The sequence below is a fragment of the Colwellia sp. D2M02 genome, assembly GCF_018860755.1.
In the GTDB taxonomy this organism is placed as follows: Bacteria; Pseudomonadota; Gammaproteobacteria; order Enterobacterales; family Alteromonadaceae; genus Colwellia; species Colwellia asteriadis.
Window position 1 is genome coordinate 21832 of sequence record NZ_JAHKPW010000021.1, and the last position, 20710, is coordinate 42541.

Sequence of the window (20710 nt, forward strand, 5' to 3'; positions counted from 1 at the left end):
ATTACCAAGCAGTGAACTATCAGTCTTTCCAGCGTTCTTTTATTTCCATTATTTTAGGTAACTGTTGTTCAAAGCAGTCAACTAACTCAGGATCAAAGTGTTTCTCTTTTTGGCTATGAATAAACTCCATTGCCTTTTCAACCGACCAAGCATCCTTATAAGGACGAACACTAGTTAAGGCGTCAAATACGTCTGCTAGAGCAACAATTCTCCCTTCAATAGGGATTTCTTCGCCTTTGAGCTGGTTAGGGTAACCTGAGCCGTCCCACTTCTCATGATGTGTTAAAGAGACTAACTTAGCTAACGCAATTAAGTCTGAATCCGACTCACCTAAAATTTCAGCACCTATTTCAGGGTGTTGTTTCATTATCGAAAATTCTTCATCAGTAAGCTTGCCAGGTTTAAGCATAATGCTATCGGGGATACCTATTTTACCAATATCATGCATTGGCGCAGCATTAAATAAGTTCTCTGCCTCTGCTTGAGAAAAGCCATGTGCTAGTGCAACTACCCGAGAGTAATGACTCATACGCATAACGTGCATGCCTGTTTCGTTATCTTTATATTCTGATGCCCTCCCAAGTCGTTGTATAACCTGTAAACGGGTACGCCTAAGCTCTTCAGCATCCACTAAGGATAAGTGCGTTTTAACTCGTGCTTTAACTACGGCAGGTGAGATAGGTTTAGAAATATAATCTACCGCTCCGAGGGTCAGCCCTTTTGCTTCATCATCGGAATCATTTAGTGCGGTAACAAAAATAATAGGAATCACTTTAAATTTAGGGTGTTTTTTGAGGTATTCACACACCTCATAGCCTGTCATTTCAGGCATCATGACATCAAGCAATATTAAATCTGGTCGCTCTTTTTCAATCAAACGTATAGCTTCTTGGCCACTTTTAGCAAATGTTAATTTATAGGTATCATTTAAAACTTGATTAAGGATACGCAAATTAGTTGGCTCGTCGTCAACAATTAAAACGCTTTGTTTATTTTCTAGCATAATAGATTACTCAACTTACTTATTTACTTGTTCAGCTTGTAACTGAGCAATTAATACGATTATTAACTCAGTGGCCTGTGAAAACTCAAAATCGTTACAAGCATTAACTATAGCGTTAATTTCGTTAGGCCGTAATGGCGCTAATGATTGCAACTTGTCTAACAACTCATCATCAAATTCATTATTACTTACAGACTGTTCAAGTTGCCCTAAAATGTCAATGGCATCTGTGACGCTACTTTGGCTACTAGTTTCAGCCTCACTAGCCTCTTCTTCACCGTCACTCATTTTACTGACACAGTTTTTGATACAGCAAAACTCGGCTTCAATATTTTCTATAATTAACTGACACTTAGTTAATTTCAGAGCATCCTCTTCTTTACATGAACCTTCTAGTTCATCTAACATTTTCATTAAGCGGTTTAACGCTAGGTTACCTGCACTACCTTTAAATTTATGCGCTAATTGCCCTAGCTCTTTTGCTTTACTCTGCTCAAATAGCTGTTTAAATAGGGGGAGTTCAACTTCAGAGTGCTTAATGAAACGATCAATTTCAACATAAAGGTTCGTTTTAGAGCCCCACAGTTTAGCCCCTTTATCGATATCTATTTTTAATGTTGATTTATCAACATTTTTTACTTCATCAACTACTGTATGTTCAAGCTTTAATACACTCGCTATTTCTGCGTTAAGGTGATCCATATCAATAGGTTTATTGGCAAACCCATCCATACCCGCCTGCTCAGCTGAAAGCCTATCTTGCGGTAATACACTGGCGGTTAAGGCAATAATAGGTACTCTTTTTAACTCATGATCACGTTCATATTTTCTACGTTGTTTAGCGGCGGTCAACCCATCCATCACCGGCATCTGAATATCCATTAACACCACATCAACAGGGTTATTTTGTATTTGTAACAGTGCTTGCTCCCCGTCCCTCGCTTCAGATATTTTATGTCCATTGCGTTTTAGCAAAAGTGTTAATAAATCAATATTCTGATCAATATCATCCACGACTAATATATGTAACTTAGGCAATGTTTGTTGATTTTTCTCAGTTGTTACTTTTCTTGAGTACTCGATAGGAGTTAAAGGAATAATAAAGCTAAATTCCGAGCCTACGCCCTCGGTACTTTTTGCAAAAATTTCACCTTGCATCAGTTCAACTAATTGCTTACTGATAGTTGTTCCAAGCCCTGTCCCGCCAAAACGACGACTCATCGACTCATCAGCTTGTGAGAATGCATCAAATATCGTTGCTAATTGCGACGCAGTAATACCAATGCCAGTGTCTTTTATCGTAAACTGAATTGCCGGCTTAGCTACTGTGGTTGATTCAACTGAAGTGATTTCAATGGTAATTTTTCCTTGCTCTGTAAACTTAATAGCATTACCTAACAGGTTTGTTAACACTTGCCTAATTCTATCGGGCGCACCATTAAAATAACCTTGTGCAGCAGTATGAATATTAAGATCGAGCGTCAAACCTTTATTTTGAGCTTGTAGCCATAAAGTAGAAACCACAGCATCGACTTCTTCCACAAGCGAAAAGTCTCTATATTCAAGCTGAAACTTCCCTTTTTCTAGCTTTGCACTGTCTAAAACATCGTTAAGAATATGCAATAGCGATTTTGCCGATTGATTAATAATGTTCAAATGTTTACGTTGATTAGGCTTTAGCTCTTCATCAAGTAAAATATCACTAAAACCAATAACCGCATTCATCGGGGTACGGATTTCGTGGCTCATATTAGCTAAGAAAGCTGACCGGGTCTCCGCTGCTCTTTCGGCCTTATCTTTTGCAGCAAGCACCTCAGACTCCATTTGTTTTCGGTCACTAATATCCATGATAAAGCCATCAAGATAATAATCTTCACAACCTTCTTTTTTAAGCGCTCGCCCGTGCCCTAAAACCCACTTTACCTTGCCATAACGATCAATAAATCGAAACTCCATCTTAAAACCATCTGGGTTACGCAAATCCGTTGCTTCAATAAGACTAAAATCATCAGGGTGAACAAAATCAGCTAAACTACGCTTAGGATCAGGCAGTAAAAAGTCGCTCGCAGGGTAACCAATAATATTTTCAACTTCATCATTTATATAAATATTAGGCCAACCTGTAGTGTCTATGCAGCGATAAGCAATACCTGGAATATTCGTTAGTAAAGAGCGGATCCTTGCTTCATTGTTACGCAGTGCCGCCTCCATTCTAAGGCGCTCACGTAAGTCCGAAATAAAGGCGACAAACATTTGCTGTTCATTTAATTCAACACAACCAATTTCAAGACGTACGGGAATTTTTTCTCCGTGGTTGGTTATCGCCTCAATTTCACGACCTCTTACGGTAATTTCAGCAATATAAGCTTGTAAGTCTGCTTTCGTAAATTTAGTATCGTGAGACTGAAAAGGCTCAGGGACAACACGATTAATATTATTATTAATTAAATCTCCCTCTTCCCAACCTAGCATTCTCGTTACAGCGGTATTAATGCCAATGATATTACCTACTTCATCAATAGTGATAATGCCATCAACTGTGGTATCCATAATCGCACTCAAACGCTTTTCATTTTGAGTAGCGGCAGCTGAAATATCTTTATGTCTAAAAACTAAATTAACAGCAACAACTAAACCAATAATAACAACCGTAATTACTGTAATACCCAAAGCAAGGTAGAACGAAATATCATTAGTTTGCTTTGATAGCTCAACCCCTGGAGGCAGAACAAAACGTGCTGCCGCCATTCCAGTATAATGCATTCCTGAAATTGCAGAGCCCATCACACAGCTCGATATAAAAGTTTTAACTCGATAACTCAGACGAATATTGCCAATAGTATTGAGCGCAAATCGTATCCACAAAGACAAAATAGCGAGTACTACAGCAACAACAATTGAAGTACTAAACATCCATAAATCATAACGCAGTAGCGGTGCCATTTGCATTGCAGCCATGCCCACATAGTGCATAGTTCCGATACCGGCCCCAACGAGTACACCACCAAGAATTAATTGAGTGATTTTTATTTTTTCTCGAGTAATTAAGCTTAACGCGACCCAAGAGGCAATAATCGCTGGCAACATAGAGATAATTGTAATATCAACTTGATAGGAAACTTTAGTGCATAACTCTAGCGCCAACATGCCAATAAAGTGCATTGACCAAACACCGCCCCCAAGCGCAAAACTGCCAACCAATAATGAAGCATGTTTACGACGGTTTGATGAACTAACTGCAGCTTGTGATGCAACTTGAAAGCCCATAAAAGAGGCAAATATAGCAATAGAAACAGATAAAGCGACTAACCACGGATCATGTTCAGCGACTGCCAGCAAACTTTCGCTGCTATAGTCAAAAATTTCTGAGAGTTGATTTTGCATAAGAGGTTCCCATACTTCGAGAATAGAATTTAAAGGCAATACGCTAAAGCCATTGCTTTATCGTAATATAAAAAGCACAGTCACTTATAGAGAGCACACTTGAGGATCTATATCGGCCTGTTAGCAGTATACTTAACAACAATATTAATGAAAATATTTCCTAGTAATAGTTTAAAAGCCGTTAGGGTGCTAAAAGCTTTAACACCAATAAAAACAGAGCTTTTCACCTATATTAAGGCGCCTCTATACACTGTAGTTCGCCTTCATTATAACCCCAAGAAATTAGTGCTTCTCCTTGATGCCCCCAAAAAGACTCATTACGTCCCTGGTATTTACTGCCACTAGCTGAGCGCTGAATGTGCATAAGCGATGTGCTATCGCCGCGCTCTGCAATTAAAGTTGGTGGGCTAGTATCAAAGAATGTAACTACCACTTCATTCGCAGGGTTCGCACCACACATATACTTAACAGGGTCACTAGAGGATACTAACCTATATTTAGCTTGTAACTCTGCGGTACGGCGTACGTATTCGGTTTCAATACATTCTCGCTGATTATTACTTTTCCAGCACTCATCACGGCCTTTTATCCAACCTCGTTGTTCTGCTTGTAACAGTGGTGGGTGCTCATTGTGACTTTTCTTTTTGGCGGCAATGTAAATAGCTGCTAATTTCACATCAAGCTCTTTTAATTTATCGTCTTGGCAAATCATTTTTTCTACGCCAGAGAGCTTACTAGACTCACAAGAAAAAGAAGGTTCAAGTCGCTTGGACTCACTGTCAGCACTATCATTTTTCAAGCGTTCATCTATATATTCACACCAAGCCATGCTATCTCGTTGTGGAATATTAGCCATGCCTCGGATGTTCAATTTAAACTCTACAACTGACTTCCATTCATCAGATCCAACATCAGGGCCATGCCCATGATTATCACCTGTTGTTAAGTGTTCTTCGACCATCTGTTGCCAAGCAGATGAGCACAACTTAAGTGTTTTTTTTGTATCACTCGCAGTGGTTACACTTAGGGCAACTAAGGCACTTACAATAATAAACGCCATGAACATTCTCTTCATGCTTAGCCCTTCATATTATTAAACTTGAAAATAAATCGAACTGCTTATCAGTCCTAACGACATACTATGTTAACTCACTATAGCTAACGAGTTAAAATATGCACCTTGATAAAGTAAAAAGAAAAGCTCAAATAAAACCACTGAGATTTCAGTGCCCAGCATCGATGCTAAGCTAAAGTTATCTTATTAACTTCCCGAATAAAGTAAAGCGTAAAGTAAAGAATAAGGAGTGGATTTTAGGCATAAAAAAACCGACATAATGTCGGTTGTTTTTGTTATAGCTTAATATTATTAATAGTGGTACCAGCGGTCGGACTCGAACCGACACGTCTTAGACAGGGGGGGGGTGAAAAATAGACACCTAAATTTATCTTTATATTTCAATTAAATAAAATAAAACATAGACACTTTGCAAGTCATCTTATTTTATTGAATACTAGTATTTATGCCTATTCAAACAACGCACCATGACACCCAAGACGGATTATACGTCTACCAGCAAGGCAATAGTAAACGTTGGTATGCTTGTTTTGCACTTTACGGTAAATGGTACAGCAAAGCGACTAAAGAAGTATTCAAGTTTATTTGACCGTTACACTTTATAGTTGAACAACTGATGGGAAATTAAAGTAAGATGTGCCATCAAGCAAGTTTACTAAATAAATACTGAACGTTATTAATAAGGTAGGAATAGATTCCACATTGTTAATCTAGTCCGAGATAGCCCAATTACTTACTTAACTTTTTCAATGCTTCCTTTGCTTTTCGCTTCATGCTTTTATTAGTGGCCGATGCTAACAAATCATTATAAGCATTTATTGCATTCGCAGTTTGTCTTGCTTTTACTAGTAACTGAGCATAAAGTTCTAAGCTTTCTAGATATTCATTATCCTTTACACTACTTTGTGCAAGTAATTTTTTACCTGCGGTAATTCCTTGCTCTAATGACAATTCACCATTGTCGCTAAACAAAACACTATACCAGCACGCAGCACTCCATTTCAGATAGGGTTCCTTTATCGGTGCGGGTAACATGCAGGCCTGATAAAAAAATTCTCCAGCCTTATCTTTATCACCAAATGTCCATAATAATTGCGCTGCTCGTTCAACGATTTCTACGTTGTTGCTATATTGCTGTGCAATCCCCGTTGCATAATGGATCGCTTCACTTTCCTTTTGTGTGTTTTGTAATAAGTCCATCTGTGCAATATGAGCGAACTGAGAGCTTCCTTGCAATAACTTTGCTACTATTGGCGCTTGTTTATCACTATCACCGCCCATGATGCTGGGCTGTCCATAAGCTTTAGCTGCTTCCATTTGGTATCTAGCATTCTGGGGGGCGAGTTTGGCCGCTTTTGTCATCGCCTTAACATAATGGCTATATATCGACATTTTGGAAAACATCGAACTGTTTTTTGCGACAATTTGCCATAAATTTCCCGCCCAATATTGTACTTTTGCATTGTTCTGGTGTTCATTAGTCAAGGACTCTAGGGCATCGTCTGCGTCATCTTCATCACGTTGTACTTTTATCGCAAGCATTAATAACTGTTCATCAATTTTAAGAGGCCTGTTGAGTGCATTAAGTATTTCCTTTATAGATTGGTAGTCGCGTTGATAGTAAAGCTGCTCTAACGTTTGCTGACTAGCTACTAGTTTACTTTGTGGTGTTGCAATTGCTGATTCTGACATACAAATGTTGGTTAAGCTTACGGTGAAAAAGACGAGTTTAACTCCATGAATAAGTTTCATCATGTGCTCCTGTGTTACAATAAGTGATTGAGTTGTTGAGTATTATGTTAGGGAAGCGGGAATCTGTTCGTTCCCGCTCGTGTTTACAAAAGGGTTAATTGATGGTGAAAATGTTGTCAGATAAGTTCCTATCTATTCTGCGTAATTTTGGATCTATATACACATGTGTAGGCTGTTTGTCTGTGTATAACGTCACTTCACTACGATATTTATTAAACTTCACCTTTTCAATTAACATAGCGTTACTATCGTCATACATAGGGTAGCCTTCATATAGCGCAATATCGACATGGTCGTTGATAGGCGTTGATTGCTCTCGGTTCGTTTGCAAATCTAATTTGAACTTCAACGTACTCACATCAATTGTTGTCATGTACTTACTATTGGTTTGTTCAGACACTTGTTGAGTTTTAGCATCATGTATTTCAAAGCTATGAAATACGACATGCTTAAATAAATCATCAATTTTTTCAACTTGCTCATGTGTTGCCTGCTGGTAGAAAGCGTTTAATACATCTAATGTTGTTGCTTTATATGGATAGCCTTTTTCCTTTAATAGTTGCTTTAAAGCGATGTTAATTTTCTTTTCGCTTAAGATATCTAATAAGGCGTGCATGCTGTGTTGACCTTTGCCGTAAAACAAGTGAGCGTCGTGTCCCATACGATATAAAGGCTGTTCAATGTCAGTCATGTATGGGCGAACTTTTAAATAGAAATCTAACGATTGATTCACTAAGTCAAACGTAGCCATTTCTCCATATACATGATTTAACATCACTAACTCCGTATATTTAGCTAACGTTTCTGTTACCATTGGTCCTCCAGCAATATAGTGTGGTTGCAAATAGTCGCCCCAGTATTGGTGAGAAAATTCATGAGAAATTCCACGTAGTTGAGGATTAAACTCCGCTAAATCTACTTGTCTACTATCAAGGTTAAACATTCTATTTTCTACACCCACATACATGCCTGGTTGTGAACTACCAAATGATTGAGTTGCTGAGAAATATGGAATTTCAACTACCGCATAATGTTTACCTTTAAAAGGAATATAATGCTCTGCAAAATAATCCATAGATTGCGTTAAGGCGGTCAAAATCATTTCGTTGCCTTGGTAATGTTCAGGCGCATGATAAACCGTTAACTCAATACCATTATGGCTTATCGTTTCCGCGTCAAACTCCGCTGAAACTACCGCTAATTGTGCTTGAATTGGCTGTTCAGACTGGTAATGAAAAAACTGACGCCCTTCATCAACCCATTGCTTTTTAAGCGTACCAACTGTCACTACCGTTTGCGGTTTGGTTGTTGAAATTACTGCATCAAACATCAATTTATCTTGTGCTTCAACGTGCATGTGCTTTTCTGGCATAGTAGGTGTTAAACTTGGTAAATCATGCTCTTTACGATGTTCCGTGTCTGTTAACACGTAACGCTCAATGAAGCCAATGTGTGGAATAACATCTTCAACTTCTATATAGCTGCCTCCTTTAGTGACATAGTGCTCTCCATCTAACTCTGCAAACGCGTTATGTGTCGCTGTTAATGAGAACTCAACAGAAGTGCTTGCTCTAGGTGCTAAAGGTGTAGCCAAATTAAATAACATGGTTTGATGGGCCTGATCATGTGTGGTTAACTCAGCATCAGCTAACTCAACTTGATAGCTCACATGGCTTTGGCGCAATACTGATACCAAGACTTCATTAATCGGCTGATTTGTTTGGTTTTCAATGATATAACGGCCATTTACCTGGTAACTACGTTGCTCTGGGAAAATATCCATGGCTAGCTTTACGTCAATAACTGTTGGTGTCGATTTACCTTTGTACGACTGGTATTTTTTTTCGTAATTAGCCATTAACGCAATTTGTTGTTCTTCTGTCATAAAGGTATTAAATACATTTGTTTGATAGAAAATATAACTAGCACTAGTGACACAAACCACTGTTAAGCTCGCTAATAGTACACGGGCTTTTTGCGTTAAAGCTTCTGCGGTTACCATAGTGCCACGCTGCCAATATTTAATAGTGATAACACCTAAAACACCTGTTAATGATAACCAGTAAGTGTTGTACCAATTTGCAGCTTGCGCATGGTAAATGGTGTCAGCCATATCGGAAAACATGAAATAAGGCTGATAAGCAAATACCGTTAATGGATGGTCAAGCAACATGCCTTTGGCTACACCATTTAACACAAATACACCAACACCTAACAACAAGCCTATTGCTTTTACCTTGGCAAAACGCTGCAAAAATAGCGTTAACAAAGCGGCCAATAACATAGGTACACCACTGTAATAAAACAATAGTAAATACTGTTGAGGTTGAATATCTAAATAACCTTGCGACAACTGGAATAAAATCGCCGAGATAATGCTCACCAGTATTAAGGTAAAACTGATGGCAAGTACTGCCGCTAATTTTGCCAAATAAAAAGTAAAATTTTGCGTAGGTGTGCAATCAATTAATGGTGCGATTTTGATTAAGCGTTCATTCCAATATAGTTCTACAGTAAAGAAAATAGCCACTAACATACCAATTTTTGCTAATGGTTCTTGTAACCAGCCTAGAATCAACGCTGTTTGTGGTAAGAATGCTTGACCTCCTGAAATTGGTCCATCAAATACACTGCTAATCAAATTACCTAGCGTAAAGGCGATAGTGGTGATCAATAAAACTATAAACACTTTGCCACGTGTGGCAGTAATGTATTCAATATTGAATTTTGACCATGCCACAGACCAGTTAAGCTCACTAAAGTTGATCTCAGGCTTCATACTTTTATAAGGCGCGAAATCTTTGTTTTCAAACGCCGTGATAGCTGATTGAACTTGATCTTTCTTGGTCGGTTTCATTTTGTGCTCAGCCCTAAAGCTGAATACTCTATAAGTAAAGACAAATAAACTAAGGCTTATTGCTAGCCATAAAATACGGTTGAATAACAATGCCCCTGTTAACGAGGGCATAAAAGTATTGCGTTGCTCAGCATTCCAATAAGCAGATTGTTCTGCAAAAGCGATAAGGCCATATGGTTCGATAAGAGAAGCAAAACCATAACTTTCTGACAATACTGATGAAGTCGCCATTAATGGTGAATTACCAAATATCGACCCTACGATATATATCACGTATAACACGATGCCAGAAACAAATACCGTGATCATACTTTTACTTAACATTGCCGCAGCAAATACTATAGAGGTACATAACAATACGGAAGGTACGATAAACAGTAGATAATTACTGATGTAGTAATTTAATTGAAATGGACCTACCAATTCGGCATCTAAAAATAGCGGGGTAATCATCATACCAATAAGTGCCATGAATAATATCGCACACGTGGCAAGGGCAATGCTGAAGTATCTACTTGCTAAATACTTAAATTTGTCAATTGGCGTTGTAAAAATTAGCGACTCCATCTTGTATTGACTATCTCGCAAAACGGTAGCCGAAGCTAAGATACAAGTAACAAAAATTATATTAGGCGCAATAAACAATAATGTTTGGCTTATAGCGTGAGCAGAGTTTGCAAAAACTAAACCAGAACCGCGCTGCGTAGTGATCAAAACGGCCATCCATATCATGGCGATTGAAGCTGCCCAAAAGCCACCTTGCTTGATCTGTTGTTTTAATTCAAAGGGTAATAACTTAAGCAACACCTTGATCCCCTTGCTTTGTATGACCAATACCTTGAACCTTGTTTAACGTAGAAAAGTAAACATCTTCTAAATCTGGAGTAATGGGCTTTAATCCAATTTCTGGTTGGAATTCACTTTCAATGATTAGTTGAGTTTTACCAGTAATTAATCGTTCAGATAAGACGTTGAATCTATTGCGGTAGTCTGCAGCTTCTGTTCTATTGACCATTTTTGACCAGACTCTACCTTCTAACGTACGGATTAACGAAGCAGGTTTTCCATGTAATTGAATTTGACCATTAATAAGGATCGCCATGTTTGGACAAAGTTGACTGACATCTTCAACGATATGTGTTGATAAAATAACAACTATGTTTTCGCTGATTTCACACAATAAATTATGAAAACGGTTGCGTTCTTGCGGGTCCAACCCTGCGGTTGGTTCATCAACAATAATAAGTTTTGGGTCACCTAGTAAGGCTTGCGCAATACCAAAACGCTGTTTCATACCGCCTGAATAGGTTGCAACGTCATTGTGACGCTTGTCGAATAAATTGGTTAAATGCAGCAGACTTTCTATTTGCGCTTTACGCTGCTCTTTATCAATAATACCTTTTAATAATGCTAAATGATTTAACAATTCGTAGCAGCTGGCTTTCGGGTATACACCAAATTCTTGCGGCAAATAACCTAAACATTCACGTAATACATTGGGGTTTTTAATAATGTCTTTATTATCAAAACTAATTTGTCCGTGAGAAGGCTGTTGCAACGTTGCGATTGTGCGCATTAGAGATGACTTTCCAGCTCCATTTGGTCCAAGTAAGCCAAATAAACCAGGTTCTATGTCTAGTGATACTGATTTAAGCGCTTGAACTCCATTGTCATAAGTTTTTGATAAATTTCTAATCGTTAACATACGTCCGTCCGAAGTGTTTTATGTTTTTCTGTATAGTACAATCGCTAAAAGTTAAATAAATAATGAAATGACGAACGACGATTAAACATTGTCGAACGACGAATTTCGCTAAAAAGAAGGCTATTTTGAACGTTTGGTTAAAGAGTATTGCGCTAGTATTAGGTTATGGCGTCAGCCTATATCTTATCTATCTTGCCACAAACCCTGAGGTACTGATTGTATTTTTAACCATTAGCTTGATGCTACCGCTTATTTATTTGATACAAGATAGGGCAAAACAAAAACAGTACATTGATCATTTACATCAAGAAACACTCAAAGCTGAACTGAGTTTACTAAAAAGCCAAATTAATCCACACTTTTTCTTTAATACTTTGAATAACTTATATGGGCTAGCCGTTGAGAAGTCTGATTTAACTGAAGAGGTAATATATCGGCTGTCTCAAATGATGCGTTTTACAATTTATGATGGCCGTAAACATACAGTATTGGTGGTGGACGAAATTGCATATTTGGAAAGTTTCATTGAACTAAATCAACTGCGCCATCAACATCGATTGGATATTCGGTTTGAACGACATATCACCAATGATCAACAACGTATTCCGCCACTATTATTCATTAATTTGCTGGAAAACGCCTTCAAACATGGTGTGGATACCTTAACCGATGGTCAGTATATTCATTTTTGTTTAACCACTAAGTCGGAGATGATTGAATTTACGATCGATAATAATTTTGACAAAACGGTATTAGAGAAAAATAAAAAGCAACGAGCAAGCGGTGGACTGGGATTAGACAATTTAAAGCGAAGGCTTGTTTTGCTTTTTCCCGATAAACACCAAATTAAAACAAATGTTACCGATAGCAGTTATAAAACAACGGTTTCGATAGACTTAACATAAACGGATTACATAGACGGATTAACTTAATGAATTATTTGATCATCGATGATGAGCCAACCGCGCATAAATTAATCACTCGATTTGCACAAGATCATTCGACATTAAACTTTGTGGGTTCGTGTTTTAATGCCATGCAAGCTGAACAATTGATGCGTTCGAATCAGGTTGATGTGATTTTTCTTGATATCAATATGCCGAAAATCACGGGGTTCGAATTTTTAACCGCACTAAAACAACCACCGCAAATTGTTGTTATTTCAGCACACCAAGAATATGCATTGGAAAGCTATGAATATGAAATAAGTGACTACTTACTTAAACCGTTTAATGCTGAACGGTTTGCGAAGACAGTTCAAAAGATAGCCGATAAACAAGCGTTGTTAGAAAGTCATATGCAAAGCGAGAGCAGTAGCAATGCCCTACAAGAAAGTATCTTTATTAAGGATGATAAAAAACATCATCAAGTGGCATTAAATGAATTGCTTTATGTAAGAGCAAGCGGAAATTACACCTCTGTGTATCTACAAGGTACTCAGTTACTAAGCCAAATGAAAATCTCTGATTTTGAGCAATTATTACCTGAAGCACATTTTTCTCGAGTACATCGCTCATACATAGTTGCCCATCATGCATTGACATTAATCAAGGCCAGTGAAGTACATATTAATGATTTTGTTGTACCGGTTGGGCGAGTATACAAAGACAAAGTGTCACAAATAGTTAATAAGAAGTAATTGCAATGTACAGTCACGTTCAAATTCAACAGTTAAAACTTCCTTTGATATATTATATCGAGCTAATAAACACATCAGAATTTTTAAATACCAATTTAAATCAATTTGTTACACCATCAAAAGGTAAGGCTACTATACCCACTTCTCCGACTACGTTTTACCACACCTCCAAATTTTACATATCTGTAGCGGCATAGTAACTTTGAAAAGTACTAAATTATAAATATAGTTTATGGTCTACACTACTTCTACATTGGAATTATGTATGAGTTCGCTATTGACTAATAGTAAATTTCATGGATAGAACCTTGTATTAACAAGGCATAAAATGGTACCGGAGGACGGACTTGAACCGTCACGCTCGAAAGCAACGGATTTTGAATCCGTCGTGTCTACCAATTCCACCACTCCGGCAAAAGGGGGAAGTAAACTTTTCAGCTTACATAAAATTCAATTTTCACTTAAAAACAGAATTTTATACAAGCTACTTTAAATATTTTCTTTGCAAATTTTTGCAAGTGAAATCTAGTGGTATCTCACACTAAATTCAAATTGTTACGTGTAGACACGTTCAATTTTAAATCCCCCATGTATACCAATTTCATCACGCTGGCACTGCTTTCTATAACATCAAAATTTATGCTTTATAGCAAAGGTTTTGCATCCTACAGCATTATAAATATCAACAAATTGATAAAGATAAGTACTTACACTTCACACTGTTGTTGAAGTGTTTGGCATTATACGAAAAAACACTTAGTTAGCAACTACTTTTTAAGTTAAACGGGTTAACTGCTGTTTATTTCTTCGTCCGGTTTAGCAGCAGTATTATTTCGTCGTCTCGGTGGTATGCGCTTTAATAAAAATCCCTACAGCATTAGCAACTTGTTTTTTGATTTCTTCATCGGTTGCTAAAGTATCTGGTAATAGTAAACTGCGGGTGTATAGTGGCCCCTCTGACATTTTCAATAACACTTGCGCTGATGTATGAGCATCAACCACTTTTAATATACCTTGTTCAGTTAACTCTTCTAAGTACTGCGCCAATGGTAGTACAGCTTTCATCGGGCCTCTGTCGAAAATCATTTCGCCAAACTCAGGGGATTTCACCACTTGTTGTACAACAAGTCTAAACAACGATATTAGTGTTTTCGACAACATTCCCTGAGCAAATCTAAAGCAAACATCGTTAAGGGCTGCTTCTGCTGATAACTCCCGATTAATACTCGTTAGCATTTCAGTTTGTTTGATTAACTGTCGGTTAATTACCGCCACTAATAAACCGTGTTTGTTGCCAAATTCATTATAAATTGAGCGACGTGACCCACCTACCTCATTAATGATCATCTCTAATGAGGTTTCATCAAACCCTCGAGTAAAAAATAGATGCTGGGCAGCGTCAAGTAACAGCGTACCTCGAGCGCTTAACGGCTGATTATCGTAATTCACTAAGGCTCCTTTTATTCGATGTATTTATCATATGCAAAATACGTAAATAATATTCTATTGACTTTGGTACTCCATAGTACCAGAATAATGCGGTACTGAGCAGTACCAACCTACAATAATTTCACCATATTTTACTTTATAACTATGTACTACACTGTTAATAAATTGGTGTATAAAGGAATAATTATGCGCACCTTATCTTTACTTGTAATAACCTTATTACTTGGTGGTTGTAATGAAAAAACAACAACCAATAATACGGCTGTTCGCCCTATTGCCTGGACCGAAGTAACTTTATCAACGCTAGAGCAAGTTCGAGTTTTATCAGGAATTGTTGCTCCCGTTGAAGCGACTAAACTTAGTTTTGAAGTCAGTGGTAAAATTGAAGGTATTAGTGTTAATTTAGGGGATGAAGTCACTAAAGGGCAAACCTTAGCCTTTCTGAATAAGCGTAGCTTTACTTTAGAGCAACAATCGGCCCAAGCTAAGTATGAGCAAGCAAAAGTCAGCTTGGCTGATTCGAAAAGCACTTATGCACGCTATCAACAACTACTTAAGCAAGGTGTAGTTTCACAATCAGGCTTTGATAACGCTAAAGCGACATTTGAAAACAACAAAAGTGCTGTAGATGTTGCGAAAGCACAACTTGATATTACCACCAAAAACTTACAAGACAGTATCTTAATTGCGCCTTATGACGCCATCATTACTCGACGTTTATTTGAACCATCACAGCAAATCACCTCAGGACAATCTGTTTTCGAAATTGAAGGTAAACATGGCTTAGAAATTCAAATTATGGTGCCTGAAACATTAATTCAAGAGTTAACCCGAGATGCCATTATACCAATAAAATTCCCAGTATTACCTCAAGTTAAAATCTCTGGTCGTATTAGTGAAATAGGAACTCGTGCTGAGTCGGCTAACGCCTTTCCAGTGACGGTGGTTCTGCAAGGTGAAAATCCCTTACTACGTGCAGGTATGAGTGCAGAAGTCGAATTTATGTTTGCTGGAAAAGGGCGAACTGGTCACCAAGGGCCCTCCATTAGAATTCCCCTCACTGCCATCAAGGCAGGTTTAGCACAAAAAACCTATGTTTATGTGTTTAACTCTCGTGAAAAAATAGTAGAACAACGCGAAATAAAAACCGAAAACATTTTAAACAACCAAGTTTATATCTCTGCGGGTTTACAGCCTGGTGACATTATTGCTACCGCAGGTGTAGCTTTTCTTAGAGATGGTCAACAAGTCAGTTTACTGAGTACTCAACATCAATTATTCAACTAAATAACTCAACACGACTTTAGCCAGCAAGCTTGCAAGGATCAAAAATGAATATCACCCAAACCGCTTTTACCTTTCGCAAAAGCGTATTTTTATTACTGGCGGTAATGTTACTTAATGGCATTTTTGCCTACTTCACCTTACCTGCGCAAGAAGATCCTAATATCACCATTCGTGAAGCTATTATCAGTACTTCCTTTCCCGGCATGTCACCAACAAGGGTAGAACAGTTAATTACAAAAAAACTTGAGGAAGAAATACGAAAAGTCGCTGAAGTCGAAGAAATCAGCTCCACCTCAACTATTGGTTTGTCTATTGTTCACGTTAAAATTTATGATCGCTACTTTAATCTTGATGATATTTGGCAAAACGTGCGCAATAAAGTCACCGCGGCTCATAAAAGAATGCCTAATGGTACTCATGAGCCTTTTGTAAATGATGAATTTGGTGATGTTTCCGTAATTACTTTAGCCTTAACCGCCGATGGTTTTGGTATGAGCCAAATGTACGATATAGCTCAGCATATAAGAGATACATTATATGGTGTTGAGGGAACTAAAAAAATTGAAATACTCGGCCAACAAGCTGAGCGTATATTTCTCGAAGTATCAAACGCTAAATTAGCGCAATTGGGGATATCTCCCGATGCTTTGGTCAAAGAGCTACAAAATCAAAATATTATTAGCTCTGGTGGGCAAATAGATACCGGCCCCATTAGCTTTATTGTTGAACCGTCAGGTAATTTTAATAGTGCTGTAGATATTGCAAATACCTATATTAATATTCCTAACAGTGAAAGCTTTATCGCCTTAAAAGATGTCGTGACACTCAAACGTGACTTTATCGATCCCCCCGATAAACTTGCTTATTATAATGGTGAGCCAGCTATATTTTTTGCCATTTCAATGTTGCCCGAATATAACTTGCTCAGCTATGCGCCACAAGTTATGGAGAAGGTTAAAACCATTCAAACAACACTACCGATTGGCTACCAAATTAACACCGCAACTTACCAAGCTGAGCAAGTAGAAAAAACCATTTCGGGTGTATCGGTTAACGTATTACAAACCTTAGCAATTGTCTTAGTGGTTGTTGTGCTATTTCTCGGTATTAGAACGGGTTTAGTGGTAGGTGCTATCGTCCCTTTTGTGATGTTAATTACCTTAACCGTTATGTTCTTCTCAGGGATGAAGTTAGAGCGAATGAGCTTAGCTACCTTAATCATTTCATTAGGGTTATTGGTTGATAATGGCATAGTTATCGCTGAAGATTTTAAGCGAAGATTAGAAGAAGGTGTTGATCGTTATAATGCCATGTTACAAGGTAGCAAAGAGTTAGCAATTCCGTTACTTAGCTCGTCTGTCACTACTGTGCTCTTCTTTTTACCGTTAATGCTTGCCGAGCATGTTGCTGGCGAATATACCCGTTCAATTTCCTTAGTGATTTTAATTACCTTATTAACCAGCTGGATATTGGCCTTATGTGTTACGCCGATATTATGCTATTTCTTTATTAAAATCCCAGCACCTTCTGGGCAGCCTCAACAATCAAGCAGTATTAATGTTAGTAAGCTTTACCGTTATTATGAGGCTTTTTTACATCAAATATTAAAGCGTAAAACACTGTTTATGAGTGCAATGGTTGCACTGTTTATTGCTGCTGTATTATCGATGAGTATGGTTGCTAAACAGTTCTTTCCTGACTCAGATCGCACTCAAATTGTTATTAATATTGACTTACCCAATGGGACTTCCTCTAAAGAAACCAATCGTCAAATGCAGGAAATATTTACTTGGCTGAAAAATAAAGATGATTTCGGTTATATTGAAAACTTTTCTGGCTATGTTGGTTTTAGTGGTCCCCGTTTTGTAATGTCACTTAGTCCAGAAGATCCTGCAGAAAACAAAGGCTTTATTGTCCTCAATGTTCAAGAAAGTACAAACATTTCAGCCGAAATACTAAACCTTGACCAAGCAATAGAACATCAATTTCCTAATGTGTCTGCACGAGTTAATAAGATGTTTTTAGGACCTTCAGACTCCAATACCATTGCCATTCAAGTAAAAGGGCCTGATAAAGACGTTATTTATAAAAAAGCCCAAGAGGTTATGAATGTACTTCATAATACCCCTAATACTTTAGATATAAGAAATGATTGGGAAAATCTAATTGTTAAGGTTGATGTACAAATAGATCAACAACGTGCCAAACGCTCAGGTTTAACCTCGTCAGAAATTGCACAAGCGCTAGAAACCTATTTCTCAGGCACACAAATAACCCAGTATCGTGAAGGCGACGAAATAATTCCAGTAATATTAAGAGCAGAACAAGCCGAGCGAGAAAACTTAGATAGGCTACGCACACTAACTATTTACGCTAAAAAAACAGGCCATAGTATTCCTTTATTTCAAGTGGCTGAGTTAGCTCCTAATAATCAATTTGCCATTATTAAACACGAGGACTTATTTCGTACTATCACCATTCAAGCACGAAACACCACCATGGCAGCAGAAGATTTAAAACGCTTAATTGATAGTGATATTCAAGCATTAAAAGCGGACTTACCTATTAATCATAATATTGAATATGATGGCGTAATCAAAGAATCCGCAGAAGCACAAAAAGCCTTAAAAGCCAGCATGCCTGTTGTACTTGGACTTATCCTAATGATATTGGTGGCACAATTTAATTCATTTAAACAAGCCGCTATTATCACCTTAACCATTCCATTAGCCTTTATTGGTGCTGTTGCTGGATTACTGATAATGAATGCACCATTTGGTTTTATGGTAACGCTTGGGCTTTATAGCCTAGCGGGCATTATAATTAATAACGCTATTGTATTAATTGATCGAATTCAAATAGAAATACAGGCAGGAAAGCGTGAGTACCAAGCAGTTATTGATGCTTGTTTAACGCGCCTAAGACCTATAGCTATGACCACCATTACAACAATTATGGGCTTATTACCGCTTATTATTGGTAAAGACCCACTATTTTATGGCATGGCTAATGTTATCGCCTTTGGCTTAGGTATTGGTACCATATTAACCTTAGCTGTTGTGCCGGTACTATATTGCAGCGTTTATAAACTACAACGCTAAGGCTTAATTTCTATAACGACTATGAAGAATAACAGCCACAAAAAAAGCGAGATACTTTATTAAGTATCTCGCTTTCGTTAGCCGAATTCAGGTTATTTAACCTTACCCGTTAATAGTTACTCGGCAAATGGCTTACGCTTTACGCGAATAAAAGATTTTCTATTCACATAAAGTAGTGCTAATGCTAACGCAAATACCCATAATGTTGCAGGAGTAGGTACTGGCGTTGGTGGTGTTGAACCTACCGGCGTAAATGGGTTGTAATTAATTTGCATATTACCTTCCCAAGACTTACCAATAACTTGCCCCCAAATTACCGATGGGTTTGCTTTAATATCAGCATTTGGCGCTAACACACTACCGTATAAGTCTGACGCTAAATTAACTTGGCTAGCATCACCAAAGTTATATAAAATATTATTAGTCATAGTGCTATCTTTATAGCCACCTTTACCAGCAAGGTGTGAGCTTGCCAATACGCCATTAATACTAAGGTTGCTTTGGCTAAAGTGAACACAGCCAACTTGCCCTTGGCTACATTGACCGCCTTGGTTATTAGATTTACCCGCTATATTATTTGGGTTGGTAATATTAAATAGTATCGTTGCATCGTCACTCACCCCTTCAACAAACCAATCTGTGTTTGCATTCAGTTGTTCTTGAGTTACGTTAAAAACATAAACGTTATCACTTGGTGTTGATGTTGGCGTAAATACTAAAGGTGCTCCAGCTCTATTGCCATCTCTTACCGCATCGCCATGAGTAGTTGCCGCCATTAAATCTGTTGATAATTTATTTAAATGGGCAAAAGCACTGTCAAAATCTACCGGTAAATCGTTTGCATTAACTTTATTTAAGTTACCAAGAATTCCACCACTGCTACCGTTATCAATAACATCGCCTGCGTGAACAATATCACCTAATTCTGATGGGTGGTTTTCATAAACATTTAAAAAACCTGAGCCGCCCCACTGATTATTACCTTTAACAATATCACCACCAACGACTAAGCTTGGACCTTCTCCCATGCCTAAATAAGTGATCTCAGCACCTACATCGTAACCACCATTAACAATAAAATCACCGCCAACGGCAATACGCCCTTCAGTATCTGAAGAAGTTACTTTAAAGTCATTTTTAATAAAGGCGTTATATTTGCTCGCATCGCCCAAATCAATGGCAACGGCAAAAGCAGATGTTGCAACAAAAAGCCCTAAAGCTAGCGTCATTGCTACGGTTAAAAACTTACGCATGTTATTCCTTTTACGTTATATTAAGTTATTTATTAAGCTGTGAATTAGATAAGCTAATTTCACTACTGCCCAATTTTCGCTCGGATTCACTAGGCAGCTGAAATTTCGTGCGATTATATACTAACCAATAGTAAAGTTCTAGCAAAAATGACAGCGGTGTCATTTTTTTTATAATGCCAGGGGCTTTTGATCTTTCGAGATTATT

13 protein-coding genes and 1 tRNA gene are annotated in these 20710 nt (G+C 37.8%); 5 read left to right on the forward strand and 9 right to left on the reverse strand.

The genetic code is table 11. The annotated features are described in order from the left end of the window. Nucleotides 1–19 precede the first annotated feature (19 nt). From KO495_RS02835 to KO495_RS02845, 3 genes are all read right to left on the reverse strand, one after another. A complete protein-coding gene (locus KO495_RS02835; protein WP_215978884.1) occupies nt 20–1003 on the reverse strand; it encodes a two-component system response regulator in 984 nt (327 codons plus the stop codon). 15 nt (nt 1004–1018) lie between these two features. Further along, nucleotides 1019–4387, reverse strand: a complete 3369-nt coding sequence (locus KO495_RS02840; RefSeq protein WP_215978885.1) for an MHYT domain-containing protein — start codon at nt 4385–4387, stop codon at nt 1019–1021. 232 nt (nt 4388–4619) lie between these two features. After that, the gene (locus KO495_RS02845) at nt 4620–5447 is read right to left on the reverse strand and encodes an MliC family protein (protein WP_252738770.1); all 828 of its coding nucleotides are present in this window, start codon (nt 5445–5447) and stop codon (nt 4620–4622) included. 460 nt (nt 5448–5907) lie between these two features. Here KO495_RS02845 and KO495_RS02850 point away from each other — a divergent pair, with 460 nt between their 5' ends. Continuing rightward, entirely contained in the window at nt 5908–6051 is a 144-nt protein-coding gene (locus tag KO495_RS02850) for a hypothetical protein (RefSeq protein ID WP_215978886.1), read from the forward strand. Nucleotides 6052–6191: 140 nt separating this feature from the next. On the opposite strand, the gene KO495_RS02855 is transcribed toward KO495_RS02850, so the two are convergent. The 3 genes from KO495_RS02855 to KO495_RS02865 form a co-directional block, all read right to left on the reverse strand. Further along, the gene (locus tag KO495_RS02855; protein ID WP_215978887.1) at nt 6192–7217 is read right to left on the reverse strand and encodes a hypothetical protein; all 1026 of its coding nucleotides are present in this window, start codon (nt 7215–7217) and stop codon (nt 6192–6194) included. Nucleotides 7218–7308: 91 nt separating this feature from the next. After that, nucleotides 7309–10878 (reverse strand): M1 family aminopeptidase, encoded by a 3570-nt coding sequence (locus tag KO495_RS02860; protein WP_215978888.1) that lies wholly within the window; start codon nt 10876–10878, stop codon nt 7309–7311. Beyond that, nucleotides 10868–11776 (reverse strand): ABC transporter ATP-binding protein, encoded by a 909-nt coding sequence (locus tag KO495_RS02865; RefSeq protein WP_215978889.1) that lies wholly within the window; start codon nt 11774–11776, stop codon nt 10868–10870. The genes KO495_RS02860 and KO495_RS02865 overlap by 11 nt, the downstream gene beginning before the upstream one ends. Before the next feature lie 125 nt (nt 11777–11901). Between KO495_RS02865 and KO495_RS02870 the strand changes: the two genes are divergently transcribed. Both KO495_RS02870 and KO495_RS02875 read left to right on the forward strand, forming a co-directional pair. Further along, a complete protein-coding gene (locus KO495_RS02870) occupies nt 11902–12681 on the forward strand; it encodes a histidine kinase (protein ID WP_215978890.1) in 780 nt (259 codons plus the stop codon). A 26-nt stretch (nt 12682–12707) separates the two neighbouring features. Next, a complete protein-coding gene (locus KO495_RS02875; protein WP_215978891.1) occupies nt 12708–13415 on the forward strand; it encodes a LytTR family DNA-binding domain-containing protein in 708 nt (235 codons plus the stop codon). A 329-nt stretch (nt 13416–13744) separates the two neighbouring features. On the opposite strand, the gene KO495_RS02880 is transcribed toward KO495_RS02875, so the two are convergent. Beyond that, nucleotides 13745–13829, reverse strand: a tRNA-Leu gene (locus tag KO495_RS02880). A gap of 414 nt (nt 13830–14243) precedes the next feature. Next, nucleotides 14244–14864, reverse strand: coding sequence for a TetR/AcrR family transcriptional regulator (locus KO495_RS02885; protein WP_354668357.1), 621 nt, complete (start codon nt 14862–14864; stop codon nt 14244–14246). Nucleotides 14865–15050: 186 nt separating this feature from the next. On the opposite strand from KO495_RS02885, the gene KO495_RS02890 reads away from it, so the two are divergent. Beyond that, nucleotides 15051–16151, forward strand: a complete 1101-nt coding sequence (locus KO495_RS02890; RefSeq protein ID WP_215978892.1) for an efflux RND transporter periplasmic adaptor subunit — start codon at nt 15051–15053, stop codon at nt 16149–16151. Nucleotides 16152–16195: 44 nt separating this feature from the next. Beyond that, complete coding sequence (locus KO495_RS02895; RefSeq protein ID WP_215978893.1) at nt 16196–19252, forward strand: efflux RND transporter permease subunit; 3057 nt, start codon at nt 16196–16198, stop codon at nt 19250–19252. A 116-nt stretch (nt 19253–19368) separates the two neighbouring features. Here KO495_RS02895 and KO495_RS02900 read toward each other — a convergent pair whose 3' ends face one another. Next, nucleotides 19369–20505, reverse strand: coding sequence for a choice-of-anchor A family protein (locus KO495_RS02900; protein ID WP_215978894.1), 1137 nt, complete (start codon nt 20503–20505; stop codon nt 19369–19371). Between the last annotated feature and the right edge of the window lie 205 nt (nt 20506–20710).

Excerpts from the sequence above, each read along its gene's own strand:
- KO495_RS02835 (WP_215978884.1), bottom strand. The coding sequence starts at position 1,003 with ATGCTAGAAAATAAACAAAGCGTTTTAATTGTTGACGACGAGCCAACT.
- KO495_RS02840 (WP_215978885.1), bottom strand. The coding sequence starts at position 4,387 with ATGCAAAATCAACTCTCAGAAATTTTTGACTATAGCAGCGAAAGTTTG.
- KO495_RS02845 (WP_252738770.1), bottom strand. The coding sequence starts at position 5,447 with ATGGCGTTTATTATTGTAAGTGCCTTAGTTGCCCTAAGTGTAACCACT.
- KO495_RS02850 (WP_215978886.1), top strand. The coding sequence starts at position 5,908 with ATGCCTATTCAAACAACGCACCATGACACCCAAGACGGATTATACGTC.
- KO495_RS02855 (WP_215978887.1), bottom strand. The coding sequence starts at position 7,217 with ATGATGAAACTTATTCATGGAGTTAAACTCGTCTTTTTCACCGTAAGC.
- KO495_RS02865 (WP_215978889.1), bottom strand. The coding sequence starts at position 11,776 with ATGTTAACGATTAGAAATTTATCAAAAACTTATGACAATGGAGTTCAA.
- KO495_RS02875 (WP_215978891.1), top strand. The coding sequence starts at position 12,708 with ATGAATTATTTGATCATCGATGATGAGCCAACCGCGCATAAATTAATC.
- KO495_RS02890 (WP_215978892.1), top strand. The coding sequence starts at position 15,051 with ATGCGCACCTTATCTTTACTTGTAATAACCTTATTACTTGGTGGTTGT.
- KO495_RS02895 (WP_215978893.1), top strand. The coding sequence starts at position 16,196 with ATGAATATCACCCAAACCGCTTTTACCTTTCGCAAAAGCGTATTTTTA.
- KO495_RS02900 (WP_215978894.1), bottom strand. The coding sequence starts at position 20,505 with ATGCGTAAGTTTTTAACCGTAGCAATGACGCTAGCTTTAGGGCTTTTT.